We start from the raw sequence: 14,374 nt of genomic DNA, 5'->3' as shown, positions 1-14,374 counted from the left end.
ATCTCTTGCTTCAATAAAACCAGGTTCATATTGGGTATGAAGTGTTCTTTTCTGAGAAGTTGGATCAATATACAACTCTTTTCCATCTTCTGTGTATAGTTGGTTGCCTCTTGTTAGGTAAAGAGACGAAAAAGCTGAGAATATGATTTCCCAGCTTTTTTGAATGCGATAGAAATAGCAACTAGACTATTTACGAAAGGCCTCAATAATGTAGGTGAAGCCAGTAACTAAAAATGAAAAGGCAATGACATAAACGACAAAGACACCTGTAGCCACTGGATTGAACAGAATCACTAGACCTAGTAAAAATGTAAGCAAGGCTACCCACATGATATTGCTACCAATAATAGGGAAAATCAATCCTAGACGATTGCCTTTAAAGAAAGCAATAATGGCTTCTACAATTAACCAAATTCCTACAATGGTCGGAATGACGACCGGCAGGGTCACAAAGCCATAAGCCACGAGGTAAAGAGCTAAGAGAAGACTAACAAACCCTTGGAAAAGATAAACAGGTGAGCGAAGCTCTTTTGGTGCAGAGAAATAGCCTAAAATAGCTGCTATAGAAGAAACCAGTAAACCAAATGCAATCCACCAGCTGTAAGCAACAAGATTAGCTACTGGGTTTGTAAATAGCAAAAGTCCTAAAAAGACAAAAACAACTCCTTTAAGGAACAACAATAAACGATTAGAAAATTTCATACCAATACCTCCGATATAGTATAGTTTGCTAATAAAACTATTGTACTTATTTTTATAGAAAATGTCAATAAAATAAATAAACAATTTGGAAGTTTCAGTCTGACTTACAAAAAGAAAAGGAGTTTTCACTCCTTTTCACAGATTGAAGACAAAGTCCTTATAAAAGTGTCTTCTAAAGATTTTAACTTCAATCTGAAGCGAGGTTATCCTCGCTTTTTTTATTTAATCTAATAGCTCCTTATTTTCAATTAAGAGCTCTAGTGGAGATTTATCTCTTGCTTCAATAAAACCAGGTTCATATTGGGTATGAAGTGTTCTTTTCTGAGAAGTTGGATCAATATACAACTCATCTCCATCTTCTGTGTATAGCTGGTTGCCTCTTGTTAGGTAAAGTAAATCCTCTAAGTACTGTCCATCAGTTTGTAGAAAATGTTCGATGTATTTGACAGCCTTTAAGATCTCACTTACTTTATCAGAGTATTCATTCGATTCAAGAACACTCTTTTCTAATTCAATCTCCTTACTTGTTCCAAAAAGTTGAGTTGGAGTTGCATTAAAATATTCCGCTATCTTATCCAAATTTGCAAAGGTAGGATAGCTTTTTTGTTTTTCGTAGTCAGAGATGGATTGTTTACCGATTCCTAAATCTTCCGCAAGTTGAGTTTGACTCACTCCTTTTTCTATGCGTAGTCGTGCCAAATTGGGTCCAAAATTTTGAATAATAAAGGTCATGATGAACTCCTGTTTTTTATTTTAAACTTATTCTATCACCTATAAACTTACAAATCAAGTTTTTAATTGACTTTCAAAAATATTTTTTATAAAATATATTTATAACTTATAAATAAGTTATAAATAATACAAAATAGTTCATCTGTTTAGGAATAGTGAGTGAGGAAGAAGTTGAGGACGAGACTATGACTTATGACTATTCGAAGCCTTGGAGCTAGAAATTGTGTGGACAAGGACAAGGGACGAGCCTGACGGGAAGTCAGGCGAAGTCCTGCAGAGTGCCGTCCAGACAATTTCTAGCCAAGCAAAAGCTGGCTATTCTAACAGCCAGCAAAAAGGGACACTTAGGACAACGTCCAAAGAACGACGGAACGAGCAAACGTTGATTTGACGGTGTTTCTGAGTCCTAAAAAATCTAAAAGAAAGGGGGACAATTTTGTTGGTTTCTATACAAGATTTAAGAAGCATTCAAGAACGATGTGAAATAGGAGAATTAGTACAGAGGTTAGATGTCAGTATTGATAGACTAACGGTTATCTGGGATACAGATACTGATTCCCTAAGACGGATTTTCAAAAATCTGAAACAGGCAATAAGTACAAGAGTTGATTCATTTGAAATATATGATAATGTTCGAGATGATGTCTTTACTTTAGCTAAAGTTTTTAATGAGTATGATTCTATCAATATTATATTTTTTCAATTATCCACTTATGGAGGTGAACAATTGATTCGGATTGATTTCAATCCTAACACTTTAAAAGAATTTGATGGAATGAAAGTATGGAGGCAATTAATGTACTTTGCCAGATTGAATTCATTGACGGTACGTTTGTCTCGTTTTGATTTGGCATTTGACATTTTCAACAGGCCTGAAATCGTTAATTTACAACATATTAAAGGTGGTGTTACCCATAAGGTCTTCTATGGTCGAGGGGGCGAATTAGAGACGAAATATTGGGGTTCTAGCGGTAGTAATGTACAAGTTAGGTTATATGATAAGAACAAAGAAATTATTGCTCACAAGCGCGAAGAGAAGCTAGATTTGGGTGTAAATCCGTTTTGGTGGAGACTAGAGTTCCAACTCAGAACCAAAGCAATTGGAGAGGAGATGGTCCAAGATATTATGAATCGACTCGATAATTTCGGATTTTATAAGCTAGAACATATTCGAGTGGAGCAAAGAGCATTTACAATTATCTTTCTCAACAATCCTGAACTGTTGTCATTGGCTTTTCCAAATTTAAAATCAGACAGCATCAAAAAGAAAAAAACAAGAGTCCGCAAACTATTGAGAGAAGAAACGAACCAATTTGCGGAAGAATTAAAAGAAGTATTAATACAGAATCTCCCTAAATTAAATACAGAATTACAACTACTTGTAGGTGAGTTTCTGAATTTAGGAAATAAATAAGGAGGATAACTATGGACAATAATTTAATTAGTAACAAAGAATTAATTGAAATGGGCTATCGCCCTCATACAGCGAATGATATCATTCATCAGGCAAGAGAATTACTTGTATCACGAGGCTATACATTTTATAATCGCAAACGTTTGATGGTTGTTCCCAAAAGTGTTGTAAATGAGATTCTAGGAACAGAGGTGGCGTAATATGGCAAGTGTTCGTTACCGAAAGCGAGGAGATAGTAACTTATGGACCTATGAAATTCGTAACGAAGGAAAAACTGTTGTTCATAATAGCGGTTTTAAAACAAAAAAACTTGCAGAGTCAGAAGCTGAACCGATTCTGCAAGAACTTCGTTTAGGAAAAAGAATTTCTAGAGATATTTCTCTTGTAGATCTATATCAAGAATGGCTTGAATTAAAAATTCTACCGAGTAGTAGGTCGGAAGAGACAAAGAAAAAATATCTTCTCCGTAAAAACACAATTGAAAGATTATTTGGAAATAAAAAAGTCACTCAAATTCGTGCGAGTGAATACCAAAGAATAATGAATAAGTATGGGCAAACAGTTGGTAGAAATTTTCTTGGTAGATTGAATACTGGGATTCATCAGAGCATCCAAATGGCAATTGCCGACAAAGTTCTAATAGATGATTTTACACAACATGTCGAGTTATTTTCATCCAAAGAACAACAGATGACGGAAGAGAAATATTTACATACCGAAAAGGACTATCTGGATTTACTTTTAGCAGTAAAGAGAAAATTTGATTACCAACGTTCAATTGTTCCTTATATCGTCTATTTTCTATTAAAAACAGGCATGAGATTTGGAGAGTTAATAGCGTTAACTTGGAATGAAGTTGACTTTGACAGAGGACTGCTAAAAACATATAGGAGGTTTAATACCCTTTCTCATAAATTTGTCCCTCCAAAAAACAAAACGTCTATTCGGATGGTACCGATAGACGAAGAATGTATTAAGATATTACAATTTCTAAAAATTGAACAAGAGAAGGCTAATAAAGAGCTAGGAATCAAGAATAGGTATAAAATGATTTTTCAGCATTATGGATATATTCACTTGGTACCAGATATTGCAAGTGTCAATAAAGCTTTGAGTGTTCTTTTAAATGAATTAGATATTTATCCAATTATCACGACAAAAGGAGCACGTCATACCTATGGAAGCTACCTCTGGCACAAAGGATTTGACCTTGGAGTTATTGCAAAAATTCTAGGGCATAGAGATATTTCAATGTTAGTAGAAGTATATGGACACACTTTAGAAGAGAAAATTTTTGAAGAATTTAATCAAATTAGAGATGTTTGGAAAGATTGCTCATAAAAAGATGTGGGGCAAATGATGGGGCAAATGCTCTTTAGATAAGCAAAAAAGCCTTGTAAATCAAGGCTTTTACTGTTGAAGTTTGATGCCCCCTGCAGGGATCGAACCTGCGACCCACGGATTAAGAGTCCGCTGCTCTGCCAGCTGAGCTAAGGAGGCAATAGAAAAAGCTGTATTGGTGCCGGACCTTCACGATTTGTATTGAACCCGCGCAATTAAGCAGGTGGGCAACTCGCTCTAACTGAAGCTGCTTCCGCGTGACACGGCTTGCATGCTGTTAGAAGTCTTTTGTTTCCCTAATAATACAAAAAATAGTCGGTCAACACTTAAGTGTGAAGTCGTACACCACAGCGTTTCTATAATTATAATACCATAAATTTTGAAAAATTCAAGAGAAAAATGTGATTTTTTGCAAACGATGTCATCATTTTTTTAAGTCGTCAATCTTATCCTTAGTCATTCCAAGGGCTCGCTCGTATTTGCCATTCTCATTAGGCGTGAAGTAATTGGCATCTTTTATCTTGTCGGGCAGATAGTCCTGCTTAACCCAATTGCCAGGATAGGAGTGAGGGTAGAGATAGTCCTGTGCGTTGCCCAGTTCCTTGCTGCCGGCATAGTGTCCGTCGCGTAAGTGGCGGGGAATGGGAAGATTTCCATTCTTTCGTAAGTCAGCTAAGGCCTTGTCCATGGCCAGATAGGCTGAGTTGGACTTGGGAGATAGAGCCAGATCAATAACAATATTGGCAATAAGGATACGAGCTTCAGGAAAGCCGATTCGCTGAGCTGCTTCTAGAGCTGTGACGGTATGGACTTGTGCGTCTGGATTTGCCAGACCAATATCCTCGTAAGCGATAACGGTCAAGCGTCGAGCTAGGCTAGGCAAGTCTCCTGCCTCAACGAGCCGAGCTGCGTAGTGGAGACTGGCATTGACATCGGAGCCACGGATGGACTTCTGTAGGGCAGAGAGGACATCGTAATGGCCGTCTCCGTCCTTATCCATGGTGATATAGCTCTTTTGCAGGCTGTTTTCCATGACATCGAGCGTGATGTGGCGAATACCCTTGCCATTTTCTGGGGTAGAGAGTACGGCTAGGTCCAGTGAATTATAAGCGGAGCGTAAGTCTCCGTTGGTAGAGATGGCAATGAAATCCAGAGCTTCTTTGTCTAGCTCCACTGAAAAATCAAATCCTCGTTCCTTATCCGTCAAGGCTAGCTGAATGGCCGTCCGGATGTCGTCGTTGCTGAGGGGCTCAAGCTCAAATATCTGAACCCGGCTTCGAATAGCAGGGGTGACGGAAAAGAAAGGATTTTCTGTCGTCGCTCCAATCATGATGACCAGACCGCTTTCTAATAGCGGTAGCAGGAAGTCTTGCTTGGTCTTGTCCAAGCGGTGAATCTCATCCAGCAGGAGAACCAGTCCGCCGGAAAATTTGGCTTCTTCAGCGATCTCTTGCAGGCGCTTCTTGCTATCTACGGTGGCGTTAAAGGTCCGAAAGGCGTATTTAGTTGTGCCGGCAATAGCCGAGGCGATAGAGGTCTTGCCGATGCCGGGTGGTCCGTAGAGAATCATCGAGGACATGCGGTTGGCTTCAACCATGCGGCGGATGATTTTTCCTGGTCCGACCAGATGCTGCTGGCCGATGATCTGATCAATATCGGTCGGCCGCATGCGCAGGGCGAGGTTTTCTGGCATAAGATTTCCTTTCTGCAAGTGTTTTTCTTAGCTTTTTGTGTTACTATTGTAGATAGTAATATTTTATCACAATGAAAAGAGGAAATCATGGCTAAGTACGGTTTTTTGGAGATATTGGACGAGGAAATGGGGAAGAGCTTTCCTTTTGACTATGAGATAAACTGGGACAAGAAGAATCACGCAGTGGAAGTGGCCTTTCTCCTTGAGGTGCAAAATCCAGGCGGTATTGAGACGGTTGATGCTGAGGGCAATGCCTCGGCTGAAGATATTTACTTTGAGGAAGCCGTGCTTTTCTATAATCCTGTCAAGTATCGTTTTGAGGCCGAGGACTATCTGGTTACCCTGCCCTATGAGCCTAAAAAGGGGCTGTCACGGGAGTTTCTAGCTTATTTCGTGGATTTCCTAACCCAAACAGCTGAGTCCGGCCTTGATGCGCTCATGGACTTTTTAGCAGATTCAGAGGCGGCAGAGTTTGAGATGGCTTGGAATGCTGAGGCTTTTGAAAATGGCAGAGCTGACTTGACTGAGACGACCTTTTATCCTTATCCGAGGTATTAGGAGGAGCTGATGGCAGATGAAGAAGGACTAGATTTGCTGCACAAACAGATGGAGTTTTCTGGCTGCAAGATTGCCTTGCTCTGTGATGATAAGCTACTGACTATCTTGCGAGACGATATTTCAACTATTCCTTGGCCCAATATGTGGGAGCTGCCAGGCGGTGGCCGAGAGAACGAGGAGACCCCCTTTGAATGTGTTCAAAGAGAAGTTTTCGAAGAGCTTGGTTTGAAGCTTGAAGAAGTAGCTATTGTCTGGGCTAAGGAATATCAAGGCATGCTTGATCCAGCCAAAACCTCGATTTTTATGGTGGGAACCATCACTCAGGAAGAATGTGCCAGCATCGTCTTTGGCGATGAGGGGCAGGCTTATCAGATGATGGATATTCGCCAGTTTTTAGCAGATAAAAAGGTTATTCCGCAGCTACAGGACAGGTTGAGAGATTATTTGGAGGTGCGAGCATGATTCATATTGAGCGGGCGGGAGCTGAGGATTTAGAGACCATTATTGCCATTCAGCGAGCGAGTTTTAAGGCCGTTTATGAAAAATATCAGGATCAATACGACCCCTATCTGGAGGAGCGAGAGCGGATTCGCTGGAAGCTGGTTGAGCGGCCCAATAGTTTTTATTATTTTGTCAAAGACGACGAGAAGATTCTTGGCTTTATTCGCTTGAATACAAATGACGAACAGACAGCAGGCTGGATTGGAACCGTAGCGATTTTGCCAGAGTACCAGAATAAAGGATATGGTTCTGAAGGCCTTGGTCTGATTGAGGAGAAATTCTCCACCGTTATCAGATGGGATTTGTGTACGGTTTTCCAGGATAAAGGCATGGTGGCTTTTTATGAGAAAAATGGCTATCATCAGACCCATACTGAGCCCGAAAAAGAGGGCATGGATATGGTCTACATGACGAAGACAATGAAATAAACAAAGAAAGGATTGTTCAGTTAAATTTTTAAACTGAATCTGCCCTAAACATTGTGCCAAAAAGATAAGGTTCTCATAGACGCAAGCGTCATCAGAGAATTTCCTATTTTGGCTCTGTGTTTTACGGGCCTGGTATTTAATAATGGACACTTGGCAGGAATTAACGATTGAAGTGAAGCGTGAGGCGGAAGAAGCAACCTCTAATATTCTGATTGAGCTGGGCAGTCAGGGCGTGGCTATCGATGACAGCGCAGATTATCTGGGGCAGGTTGACCAGTATGGTGAGCTTTTTCCAGAAGTGGAGCAGAGCGATCGGGTCAAGATTACCGGCTACTACCCGGATTCGGTGGATATAGAGGCTGTTGCGGCTCAGGCCAATGAGCGTCTGGCTGAGCTGGATGGCTTCGGCTTGGAGACGGGAAATATTCAGCTGACTCGGCAGGAACTGGCTGAGGAAGACTGGGCGGACAACTGGAAGAAGTACTTTGAGCCGGCTCGGATCACCCACGACTTGACTATTGTGCCGTCATGGACGGAGTATGAGGCGACAGCTGGTGAGAAGATTATCACGCTGGATCCTGGCATGGCCTTCGGTACGGGCACTCACCCGACGACCAAGATGAGCCTCTTTGCGCTGGAGCAGGTCCTGCGGGGCGGTGAAACGGTGTTGGATGTAGGCACGGGCAGCGGCGTTCTCTCCATTGCCAGCTCACTCTTAGGCGCTAAGGACATCTACGCCTATGATTTGGACGAGGTGGCAGTGCGCGTGGCTCAGGAAAATATTGAGCTCAATCCAGGTATGGAGAACATCCATGTGGCACCAGGTGATCTTCTCCGAGGCGTAGAAATTGCGGCGGATGTCATTGTTGCCAACATTTTGGCCGATATTCTCATCCATCTGACAGAGGATGCCTACCGTCTGGTCAAGGATGAGGGCTATCTGATTATGAGTGGAATCATTTCTGAGAAGTGGGAAATGGTGCGCGAGTCAGCAGAAGCAGCAGGTTTTTTCCTGGAAACGCATATGATTCAGGGCGAATGGAATGCCTGTGTCTTTAAGAAAACGCAGGACATTTCAGGCGTGATAGGTGGTTAGATGCAGCAGTATTTTATAAAAGGAAATCCTCAGTCTCCTCTGGCGGTCACGGATAAGGACACGGCCAAACACATGTTTTCAGTCATGCGGCTCAAAGCAAGCGACCAAGTCACACTGGTCTTTGATGATGGCGTGAAACGGCTGGCCCGGGTGTTAGACCCCGGCCAGCAGAGCTTGGAAATCTTGGAAGAGCTAGCGGACAATACCGAGCTGCCGGTTCAAGTGACCATTGCTTCGGGTTTTCCCAAAGGTGATAAGTTGGAATTTATCACTCAAAAGGCAACGGAGCTAGGAGCCAGTGCTATCTGGGCTTTCCCAGCGGACTGGTCGGTGGCCAAGTGGGATGGCAAAAAGCTAGCTAAAAAGAGTGAAAAACTGGAGAAAATTGCTCAAGGAGCAGCAGAGCAGAGCAAGCGCAATCTGATTCCAGAAGTTCGGCTTTTTGAAAAAAAATCAGATTTTTTGAATCAGCTGGCTCAATTTGACACAATCGTTGTAGCCTATGAAGAATCGGCCAAAGAAGGAGAATCTGCAGCACTAGTCCGAGCTCTGTCAGGCTTGGAAGTCGGCGCAAAAGTCCTCTTTATCTTCGGACCGGAGGGCGGTCTATCGCCAGAGGAAATAGTAGCCTTCGGCCAAGCAGGCGCTGTGTCAGCAGGTCTAGGTCCACGTATCCTGCGGGCTGAAACCGCTCCGCTTTATGCCTTGACCGCAGTCAGTGTTTTGCTGGAATTGAGCAATGACAGTCTTTAAAAAGCAAAATCAGCAGCCGTTTTGGCTGCTGATTTTTTAATTATTATTGTCTTTCCCGTTTTTTGAAGGCGAAGATTCCTGCAAGTCCGGTCATGACAAGTCCCAAGAGTCCGAGCGAGGACGTCTTTTCTCCGGTTGCTGGGAGGCTTTCTGCTCCTGCCTGTCTATGGGACGCTTGCTTGTTTGTGCTAGGGTCAACAGCAGTCAAGACAGGGAAGTCTACTCTACTATGCTGCAGGTTGGCTGCTTCGACTGCGATAATCGGAGAGCTTGGTTGCTCAATAGGAACCGGTTCAGTTTTTGGTGCGACGTAGACGAATTTGTATTCGCCGAATCCTTCTTGGGCAGAAGCTGCTAGATAGACGATGTCTCCGTCTGTACCAATCAAGTTCTTGGCCTTATCAGCTGTCAGGAAGCGCAGATCCAGTCCCTTGATGGTATCAGCGAAATGCCAGTTTTGATCTGCACTTGGATTGATATTTTTGACAGCTAAGATATAGTTGATGATAGCTTGGCGGTTTTCCAGATTGAGCAGACGGTTGAGGCTGGCTTCTCGAACACCAGGGAAGTTACCGTTAGACCGGTAGTTGTTGGTCACGACGATAAATTCCTGATTTGGGTCAATCTCCTTGCCTTGGTATTTCAGGTTGCGGACCCGACTGGCATTTGGGTTGGCCAGTTTGCCTTCGCGGTCGTATTTGTTAGGCTGGGTAATGTCAAACTCATAGGTAACACCGTCGATAACATCAAAGTTATAAGTCCGGTAGTCAGTATTGACCAGATTTTGCGGTTGGTTATTATTTGGGTCAATGGTGTTGAATTGGCCAGCTGACATTTCCAACCATTCTTTGAGCTGGGCACCGTTGACCTTGAGGATGGCAGTTACATTATCGTAGAGATAGAGGTCTGCTACGTTCTTGATGGCAATAGGACCAGCTGGAATGTCTGTGTAGGCCGTTGCATCCCCACGAGTTCCTGCCTTGAAAGGAGCTGCTGCAGACAGGATAGGAAGGTTGGCTTCAGGCGTGCCAGCCAGCTCTTGCTTAGCATACCAAAGCTGAGCATTATTGACGATCTGAACGGATGGATCGTCCTTGACTAGAGCGAAGTAGCTTGTAATCGGTGCAGTCGTAGTACCGACTTGCTGGCGGACATAGTTGATAGTCCCTTGATGGGATTCTTTGGCAATGTCAATGACGCGCTGATCGGCTACATTAGACTTGGTATCCACCTTGCGGATGGATCCTTTGCTGTCAGTGACTTTCCATTTGCCATCGGTATAATTTAGTTTGAGGTCGATGACGCCCAGATGGTCGCCGTATTTTCCAGCCATGGTTACTGGAGTGCCGTTGATTTTACCGTTGACACCGTCTACGCCAGGGTATTTTTCGTAGAATCCAGTTCCATTACCGCTTGGGAATTCGGCGTGGGAGTGGCCTGTTACAACAGCATCCACACCTGGCAGGCTGGCGATTTGATAGCCTTCATTTTCCTCGCCTTTTTCATACTTGTCATCTCCGATACCGGAGTGAGAAAGCACCAAAGTGATGTCTGCACCAGCCTTGCGCATCTCAGGAATGATGTCTCGAATGGCCTCAACAGAATCGCGAACGACCACTTTTCCTTCTAGGTTTGCCTTATCCCAGTTGAGAATCTGCGGCGGTACAATCCCAGTCACACCAATCTTGACGGTCGTCAAGCGTCCCTGAGTATCCGTAAAGGTCTTTTCGATGATTTTGTAAGGCTGATAGATGAATTTGCCAGTCGCTGGATCCAGCACATTGGCATTGACAATAGGCAAGCCAGCTGTCTCAATCACGCGGTTCAGATAGTCCAGGCCGTAGTTGAACTCATGATTGCCTAGCGTACCAGCTTCAAAGCCCAGAGCCTGTAGAGCAGCATACATAGGGTGCTGCTCGCCCTTCTCCACAGGATTCACAATGGCCTTGTAGGTTCCAAGCGGCGTTCCTTGGATGGTATCGCCATTGTCAACTAAGAGGACGTTCGGATTTTCTTTCTTGGCCTTCTCGATTAGCACGGCTGTTTTAGCCAGTCCTAAGGTCTCCACCGGCTTGTCCTGATAGTAGTCGTAGTTGACCAAGTTGGTATGGAGGTCGGTCGTTGCCAAGATACGAACATCGACAGTCTGTCCCTCCACGGGTTTAGTATCCTCAGTAGCCGCGACATTGCGAGCCATAGCCATCAGAGCATCAGCGTTTCCGCTGGCATTTTCTGGGGAAATAGCAGAGCTAGGATCCGTGCTCTCTGTTGTCGCAGTAGCTTCAGTAGGATTTGCAGCAGTCGTTGGTTTTGCTTCCGCTGCGCTGCTTTCTACTGGGGCAGGATTAGCAGTGACTGCTGGAGCATTCTCATCAGCCTGAACAGCATTTACAGCTGCCGCAAGAGCCGCTGCACTCAAAAGCACAACCGTTTTTTGAAGGGATGATTTAGACATAATATCTCCTTTGTTAAAATGAATTTCAGACTTATATTATACTATATTAAAGCGCTCTCATCAAGAAGGAATTTCCAGTTTAGAGCTTTCATTCTTTCTAATATTGGTTTGAAAATACTGAATGAAGACATTAGCAGATAAGCGAATGATTAGATGGAGGTAGAATAAAATAGAACTTTAAAAAATTATGGTACACTATACAGTGACTGAAATAAGTTACTTTGTTAAGCATAATAATCAAGGAGAATATCATGAAAAAGCGGATTTTTCTCAAAATATTACTTTTAGGGGGAGTCATGATAGGATTAATAGGATGTGGAGAAAAGAGGGGCAGCCGAGATTGGATTGAGAATAAGGTAGCGGAAGTGAGTCGCGTCTATCCAACTGAAAATCTATTTGATTTGTTTAAGCAATTTCCGGATGGGTTTAAAGTAGAGCAAGTGTATATCAAACGTGGGACTTATCTTATCGAAATGTCTTTACAAGGGGATAGTAGCAATCACACAATTTCTGGAGTGTTAACCAAGACACGGGCTTCTGATGATATTACTGAAAAGCCAGAAGAAACAATAAGGGTGGATTGTATAGATGGGAAATTTATCTTTTCTGATAAGGAGAAAGCGAAAGAATTATGGCCTTTTGATGGATTCTTATTTCAAAAGTTAACGATTAATCAGTCTTTTCTATCTTCTTTATCTATGAAATCCAAAAGTTATAATGGCAACAACGGGGCGTTTGATATTGATTATTCGATTCAAAATCAAACTATCAATCAGTATTTTCACAAAAACGAAAGAGAACAGGCAACTTTAGGTTTTGGAAGCTCAAACCGAAACGACGATTATTACTATTATTCAGTAACTGTCAAATATGATAATACTTATTCATTTAGAGAAACCGTGTCAAATTAAAAGGAGATTAAGATGGTGGAAAAAATTTGCTAACATTGGTATTTCTACTTTTGATACTTCAAATTTAGCATGTTATCTATTTTGATAAAATCATTATTAGGAGCAACTGCCTCACCGCCTTGTATCCGCTTTCGTATTTTGGTATAATAGTGATGAGCTCACTTGGGTAAGTCGGAAAGGAAAATAAAACGGAAAAAATCAGACTGCCTAAGCTGGGAAGCGTATCTGCATTTTGCTTGATAAGGAGAGGAGGTTCGCCATGACTGTGTCTGCCTTATTTGAGTTGTTTGTCGCCCTTTTAGGTGTGGCATCTACTTGCTACCTTGTCTACGCTTATTGTCAATTTATCAAAGAAGAAGTTCATCACTTTCTTCACCACAACCCGCCCGTTTAAGGCGGGTTTTTGCTTTTGGGAAAATATATTATATAATGAAACTGGCAAAGCTTGAGGAATGTTTATATGTTTAAGAGAAGAAATAGGATTATGGGGCTTATTGGCCTAAGTGTATTGATATTGCTGGGAGTGGGCCTCTGCCTAGCTCATAAAAATCAAGAATTTCAAAAGCAAATGTTCAGAATTGTCCATAGTAAGGAAGTGAAGAATCTAATAGAAAAGAAATTAAAAAAATTAGATTCTCATGCTTTAACGGATAAGGGGAAAATTCAATCCTATAAAATTGATGATAGAAGCATTCGTCATAATCCAATGGGAGGCATTATGTTTGATATTATCATTAATGATGACCCTGATATTGTTGGGTCAACAGGCCTTAGAAAATATGGAGAGAATGAGGAGATACGAACTGTTGGTATGGATAGGTCAAAAGGTCTTCAGAAGTTGCTAGAGGAGTGATGGCCAAAGAGTCATAAGGAGATTTCTTTATTTAGAGGTGAATATATGAAGAAAAAACATAAAATTGTCTTATCAGTTGTTAGCTTGTTTGTGGCTGCTTGCATAGGAGTAGGTCTCTACCTAGCTCACAAAAATCAAGAATTTCAAAATGAAATGTTCAGGATTGTTCATAGTGAGGAAGTAAGGGAGTTGATTGTGGAGGAATTAAAAGCAATTGATCCAAATGCTTTAACGGAGAAAGGGAAAATCCGTTCTTATAAAATAGATGATGCGAGTATTCGTCATAATCCAATGGGAGGTATTATGTTTGATATTATCGTCAATGATAGTATAAGTATGGTTGGGAAAATGGGAATTCAAAAAGATGGCGGAAGTAAGCAACTAAGTTCAGTTGGTATGGATGAATCAGCAGGTTTGCAAGCTTTGGTAGGGGAGTGATGACAAGTGATTCACTATTCTAGTTATAGCGATAATCTCTGGCTTTAATTGAAATTGTAAAACCTATGTTATATAATAGATTATAAGAATAATAGGGGGTGTCCCATGAAGAAAAAGCATAAAATTATACTAATTATAGTCAGTTTGTTTGTGGCTGTTTGTCTAGGAGGAGGAATGTACATGGCTCACAAAAATCAAGAATTTCAGAATGAAATGACAAGAATTGTCCATAGTGAGGAAGTGCGGAAGCTGCTTGAAGAAGATTTAAAAAGAAAAGATCCTAATGCGTTAACAGACAAAGGGAAGATTCGCTCTTATAAAATTGATGATAGCTCCATTAAGCATAATCCGATGGGAGGAATTATGTTTAATATTATCATTAATGATAGTATAAGTATGGTTGGAAAGACTGGTCTTCAAATGGATGGAGAGAATGGGAAAATTCGTACGGATGGTATGACTGAATCAGCAGGTTTGCAAGCATTATTAAGTGAGTGAT

General features: G+C 41.9%; 18 protein-coding genes and 1 tRNA gene. 14 read left to right on the top strand and 5 right to left on the bottom strand.

Annotated elements, in window-relative coordinates; all coding sequences use genetic code 11:
* Positions 1-186: 186 nt before the first annotated feature.
* Together O3627_RS06135 and O3627_RS06130 are read right to left on the bottom strand one after the other, a co-directional pair.
* Positions 187-702, bottom strand: a complete 516-nt coding sequence (locus O3627_RS06135) for a DUF308 domain-containing protein (protein WP_032910656.1) — start codon at positions 700-702, stop codon at positions 187-189.
* A gap of 222 nt (positions 703-924) precedes the next feature.
* Positions 925-1,434: a helix-turn-helix domain-containing protein gene (locus O3627_RS06130; RefSeq protein ID WP_002901664.1), complete on the bottom strand. Its 510-nt coding sequence runs from the start codon at positions 1,432-1,434 to the stop codon at positions 925-927.
* A gap of 208 nt (positions 1,435-1,642) precedes the next feature.
* Between O3627_RS06130 and O3627_RS06125 the strand changes: the two genes are divergently transcribed.
* The 4 genes from O3627_RS06125 to O3627_RS06110 are packed head-to-tail and all read left to right on the top strand — an operon-like array spanning position 1,643 to position 4,189.
* Positions 1,643-1,825: a hypothetical protein gene (locus tag O3627_RS06125; protein WP_075202639.1), complete on the top strand. Its 183-nt coding sequence runs from the start codon at positions 1,643-1,645 to the stop codon at positions 1,823-1,825.
* 45 nt (positions 1,826-1,870) lie between these two features.
* Positions 1,871-2,848: a replication initiation protein gene (locus tag O3627_RS06120; protein ID WP_045504389.1), complete on the top strand. Its 978-nt coding sequence runs from the start codon at positions 1,871-1,873 to the stop codon at positions 2,846-2,848.
* Between the two features lie 11 nt (positions 2,849-2,859).
* Complete coding sequence (locus O3627_RS06115) at positions 2,860-3,048, top strand: DUF3173 domain-containing protein (protein ID WP_000369785.1); 189 nt, start codon at positions 2,860-2,862, stop codon at positions 3,046-3,048.
* Position 3,049: 1 nt separating this feature from the next.
* The gene (locus O3627_RS06110) at positions 3,050-4,189 is read left to right on the top strand and encodes a site-specific integrase (protein ID WP_009659642.1); all 1,140 of its coding nucleotides are present in this window, start codon (positions 3,050-3,052) and stop codon (positions 4,187-4,189) included.
* Between the two features lie 86 nt (positions 4,190-4,275).
* On the opposite strand, the gene O3627_RS06105 is transcribed toward O3627_RS06110, so the two are convergent.
* Together O3627_RS06105 and O3627_RS06100 are read right to left on the bottom strand one after the other, a co-directional pair.
* Positions 4,276-4,348, bottom strand: a tRNA-Lys gene (locus O3627_RS06105).
* A 265-nt stretch (positions 4,349-4,613) separates the two neighbouring features.
* On the bottom strand, positions 4,614-5,882 hold the full coding sequence (locus O3627_RS06100) for a replication-associated recombination protein A (protein ID WP_125382145.1): 1,269 nt from the start codon (positions 5,880-5,882) through the stop codon (positions 4,614-4,616).
* A gap of 87 nt (positions 5,883-5,969) precedes the next feature.
* On the opposite strand from O3627_RS06100, the gene O3627_RS06095 reads away from it, so the two are divergent.
* From O3627_RS06095 to O3627_RS06075, 5 genes are all read left to right on the top strand, one after another.
* Positions 5,970-6,440, top strand: a complete 471-nt coding sequence (locus O3627_RS06095) for a DUF3013 family protein (RefSeq protein WP_002916182.1) — start codon at positions 5,970-5,972, stop codon at positions 6,438-6,440.
* Between the two features lie 9 nt (positions 6,441-6,449).
* Positions 6,450-6,902: an NUDIX hydrolase gene (locus O3627_RS06090; protein ID WP_002916181.1), complete on the top strand. Its 453-nt coding sequence runs from the start codon at positions 6,450-6,452 to the stop codon at positions 6,900-6,902.
* Entirely contained in the window at positions 6,899-7,369 is a 471-nt protein-coding gene (locus tag O3627_RS06085; RefSeq protein WP_002916180.1) for a GNAT family N-acetyltransferase, read from the top strand. The genes O3627_RS06090 and O3627_RS06085 overlap by 4 nt, the downstream gene beginning before the upstream one ends.
* 142 nt (positions 7,370-7,511) lie before the next feature.
* Entirely contained in the window at positions 7,512-8,465 is a 954-nt protein-coding gene (gene prmA / locus O3627_RS06080; protein ID WP_002916179.1) for a 50S ribosomal protein L11 methyltransferase, read from the top strand.
* A complete protein-coding gene (locus O3627_RS06075) occupies positions 8,466-9,218 on the top strand; it encodes a 16S rRNA (uracil(1498)-N(3))-methyltransferase (RefSeq protein ID WP_125382143.1) in 753 nt (250 codons plus the stop codon).
* A gap of 43 nt (positions 9,219-9,261) precedes the next feature.
* On the opposite strand, the gene O3627_RS06070 is transcribed toward O3627_RS06075, so the two are convergent.
* Complete coding sequence (locus O3627_RS06070) at positions 9,262-11,673, bottom strand: bifunctional 2',3'-cyclic-nucleotide 2'-phosphodiesterase/3'-nucleotidase (protein WP_125382142.1); 2,412 nt, start codon at positions 11,671-11,673, stop codon at positions 9,262-9,264.
* Between the two features lie 251 nt (positions 11,674-11,924).
* On the opposite strand from O3627_RS06070, the gene O3627_RS06065 reads away from it, so the two are divergent.
* From O3627_RS06065 to O3627_RS06045, 5 genes are all read left to right on the top strand, one after another.
* Positions 11,925-12,584, top strand: a complete 660-nt coding sequence (locus O3627_RS06065; protein WP_371621316.1) for a hypothetical protein — start codon at positions 11,925-11,927, stop codon at positions 12,582-12,584.
* 259 nt (positions 12,585-12,843) lie between these two features.
* A complete protein-coding gene (locus O3627_RS06060) occupies positions 12,844-12,978 on the top strand; it encodes a hypothetical protein (protein WP_260425631.1) in 135 nt (44 codons plus the stop codon).
* 66 nt (positions 12,979-13,044) lie between these two features.
* On the top strand, positions 13,045-13,437 hold the full coding sequence (locus O3627_RS06055) for a DUF1310 family protein (RefSeq protein ID WP_125382140.1): 393 nt from the start codon (positions 13,045-13,047) through the stop codon (positions 13,435-13,437).
* A 45-nt stretch (positions 13,438-13,482) separates the two neighbouring features.
* Positions 13,483-13,875, top strand: coding sequence for a DUF1310 family protein (locus O3627_RS06050; RefSeq protein WP_125382139.1), 393 nt, complete (start codon positions 13,483-13,485; stop codon positions 13,873-13,875).
* A gap of 105 nt (positions 13,876-13,980) precedes the next feature.
* Entirely contained in the window at positions 13,981-14,373 is a 393-nt protein-coding gene (locus tag O3627_RS06045) for a DUF1310 family protein (RefSeq protein WP_125382137.1), read from the top strand.
* Position 14,374 lies beyond the last annotated feature (1 nt).

This window comes from Streptococcus sp. 27098_8_82 (genome assembly GCF_041431615.1).
Lineage (GTDB): Bacteria > Bacillota > Bacilli > Lactobacillales > Streptococcaceae > Streptococcus > Streptococcus sanguinis_K.
Note: the sequence above shows the minus strand (reverse complement) of the source record. Positions and strands in the feature narration are given on the sequence as shown.

Bases quoted from the DNA above. Each gene is read 5' to 3' on its own strand.
- O3627_RS06135 (WP_032910656.1), bottom strand. From the start codon at position 702: ATGAAATTTTCTAATCGTTTATTGTTGTTCCTTAAAGGAGTTGTTTTT.
- O3627_RS06130 (WP_002901664.1), bottom strand. From the start codon at position 1,434: ATGACCTTTATTATTCAAAATTTTGGACCCAATTTGGCACGACTACGC.
- O3627_RS06115 (WP_000369785.1), top strand. From the start codon at position 2,860: ATGGACAATAATTTAATTAGTAACAAAGAATTAATTGAAATGGGCTAT.
- O3627_RS06110 (WP_009659642.1), top strand. From the start codon at position 3,050: ATGGCAAGTGTTCGTTACCGAAAGCGAGGAGATAGTAACTTATGGACC.
- O3627_RS06100 (WP_125382145.1), bottom strand. From the start codon at position 5,882: ATGCCAGAAAACCTCGCCCTGCGCATGCGGCCGACCGATATTGATCAG.
- O3627_RS06095 (WP_002916182.1), top strand. From the start codon at position 5,970: ATGGCTAAGTACGGTTTTTTGGAGATATTGGACGAGGAAATGGGGAAG.
- O3627_RS06090 (WP_002916181.1), top strand. From the start codon at position 6,450: ATGGCAGATGAAGAAGGACTAGATTTGCTGCACAAACAGATGGAGTTT.
- O3627_RS06085 (WP_002916180.1), top strand. From the start codon at position 6,899: ATGATTCATATTGAGCGGGCGGGAGCTGAGGATTTAGAGACCATTATT.
- prmA (WP_002916179.1), top strand. From the start codon at position 7,512: ATGGACACTTGGCAGGAATTAACGATTGAAGTGAAGCGTGAGGCGGAA.
- O3627_RS06075 (WP_125382143.1), top strand. From the start codon at position 8,466: ATGCAGCAGTATTTTATAAAAGGAAATCCTCAGTCTCCTCTGGCGGTC.
- O3627_RS06070 (WP_125382142.1), bottom strand. From the start codon at position 11,673: ATGTCTAAATCATCCCTTCAAAAAACGGTTGTGCTTTTGAGTGCAGCG.
- O3627_RS06065 (WP_371621316.1), top strand. From the start codon at position 11,925: ATGAAAAAGCGGATTTTTCTCAAAATATTACTTTTAGGGGGAGTCATG.
- O3627_RS06060 (WP_260425631.1), top strand. From the start codon at position 12,844: ATGACTGTGTCTGCCTTATTTGAGTTGTTTGTCGCCCTTTTAGGTGTG.
- O3627_RS06055 (WP_125382140.1), top strand. From the start codon at position 13,045: ATGTTTAAGAGAAGAAATAGGATTATGGGGCTTATTGGCCTAAGTGTA.
- O3627_RS06050 (WP_125382139.1), top strand. From the start codon at position 13,483: ATGAAGAAAAAACATAAAATTGTCTTATCAGTTGTTAGCTTGTTTGTG.
- O3627_RS06045 (WP_125382137.1), top strand. From the start codon at position 13,981: ATGAAGAAAAAGCATAAAATTATACTAATTATAGTCAGTTTGTTTGTG.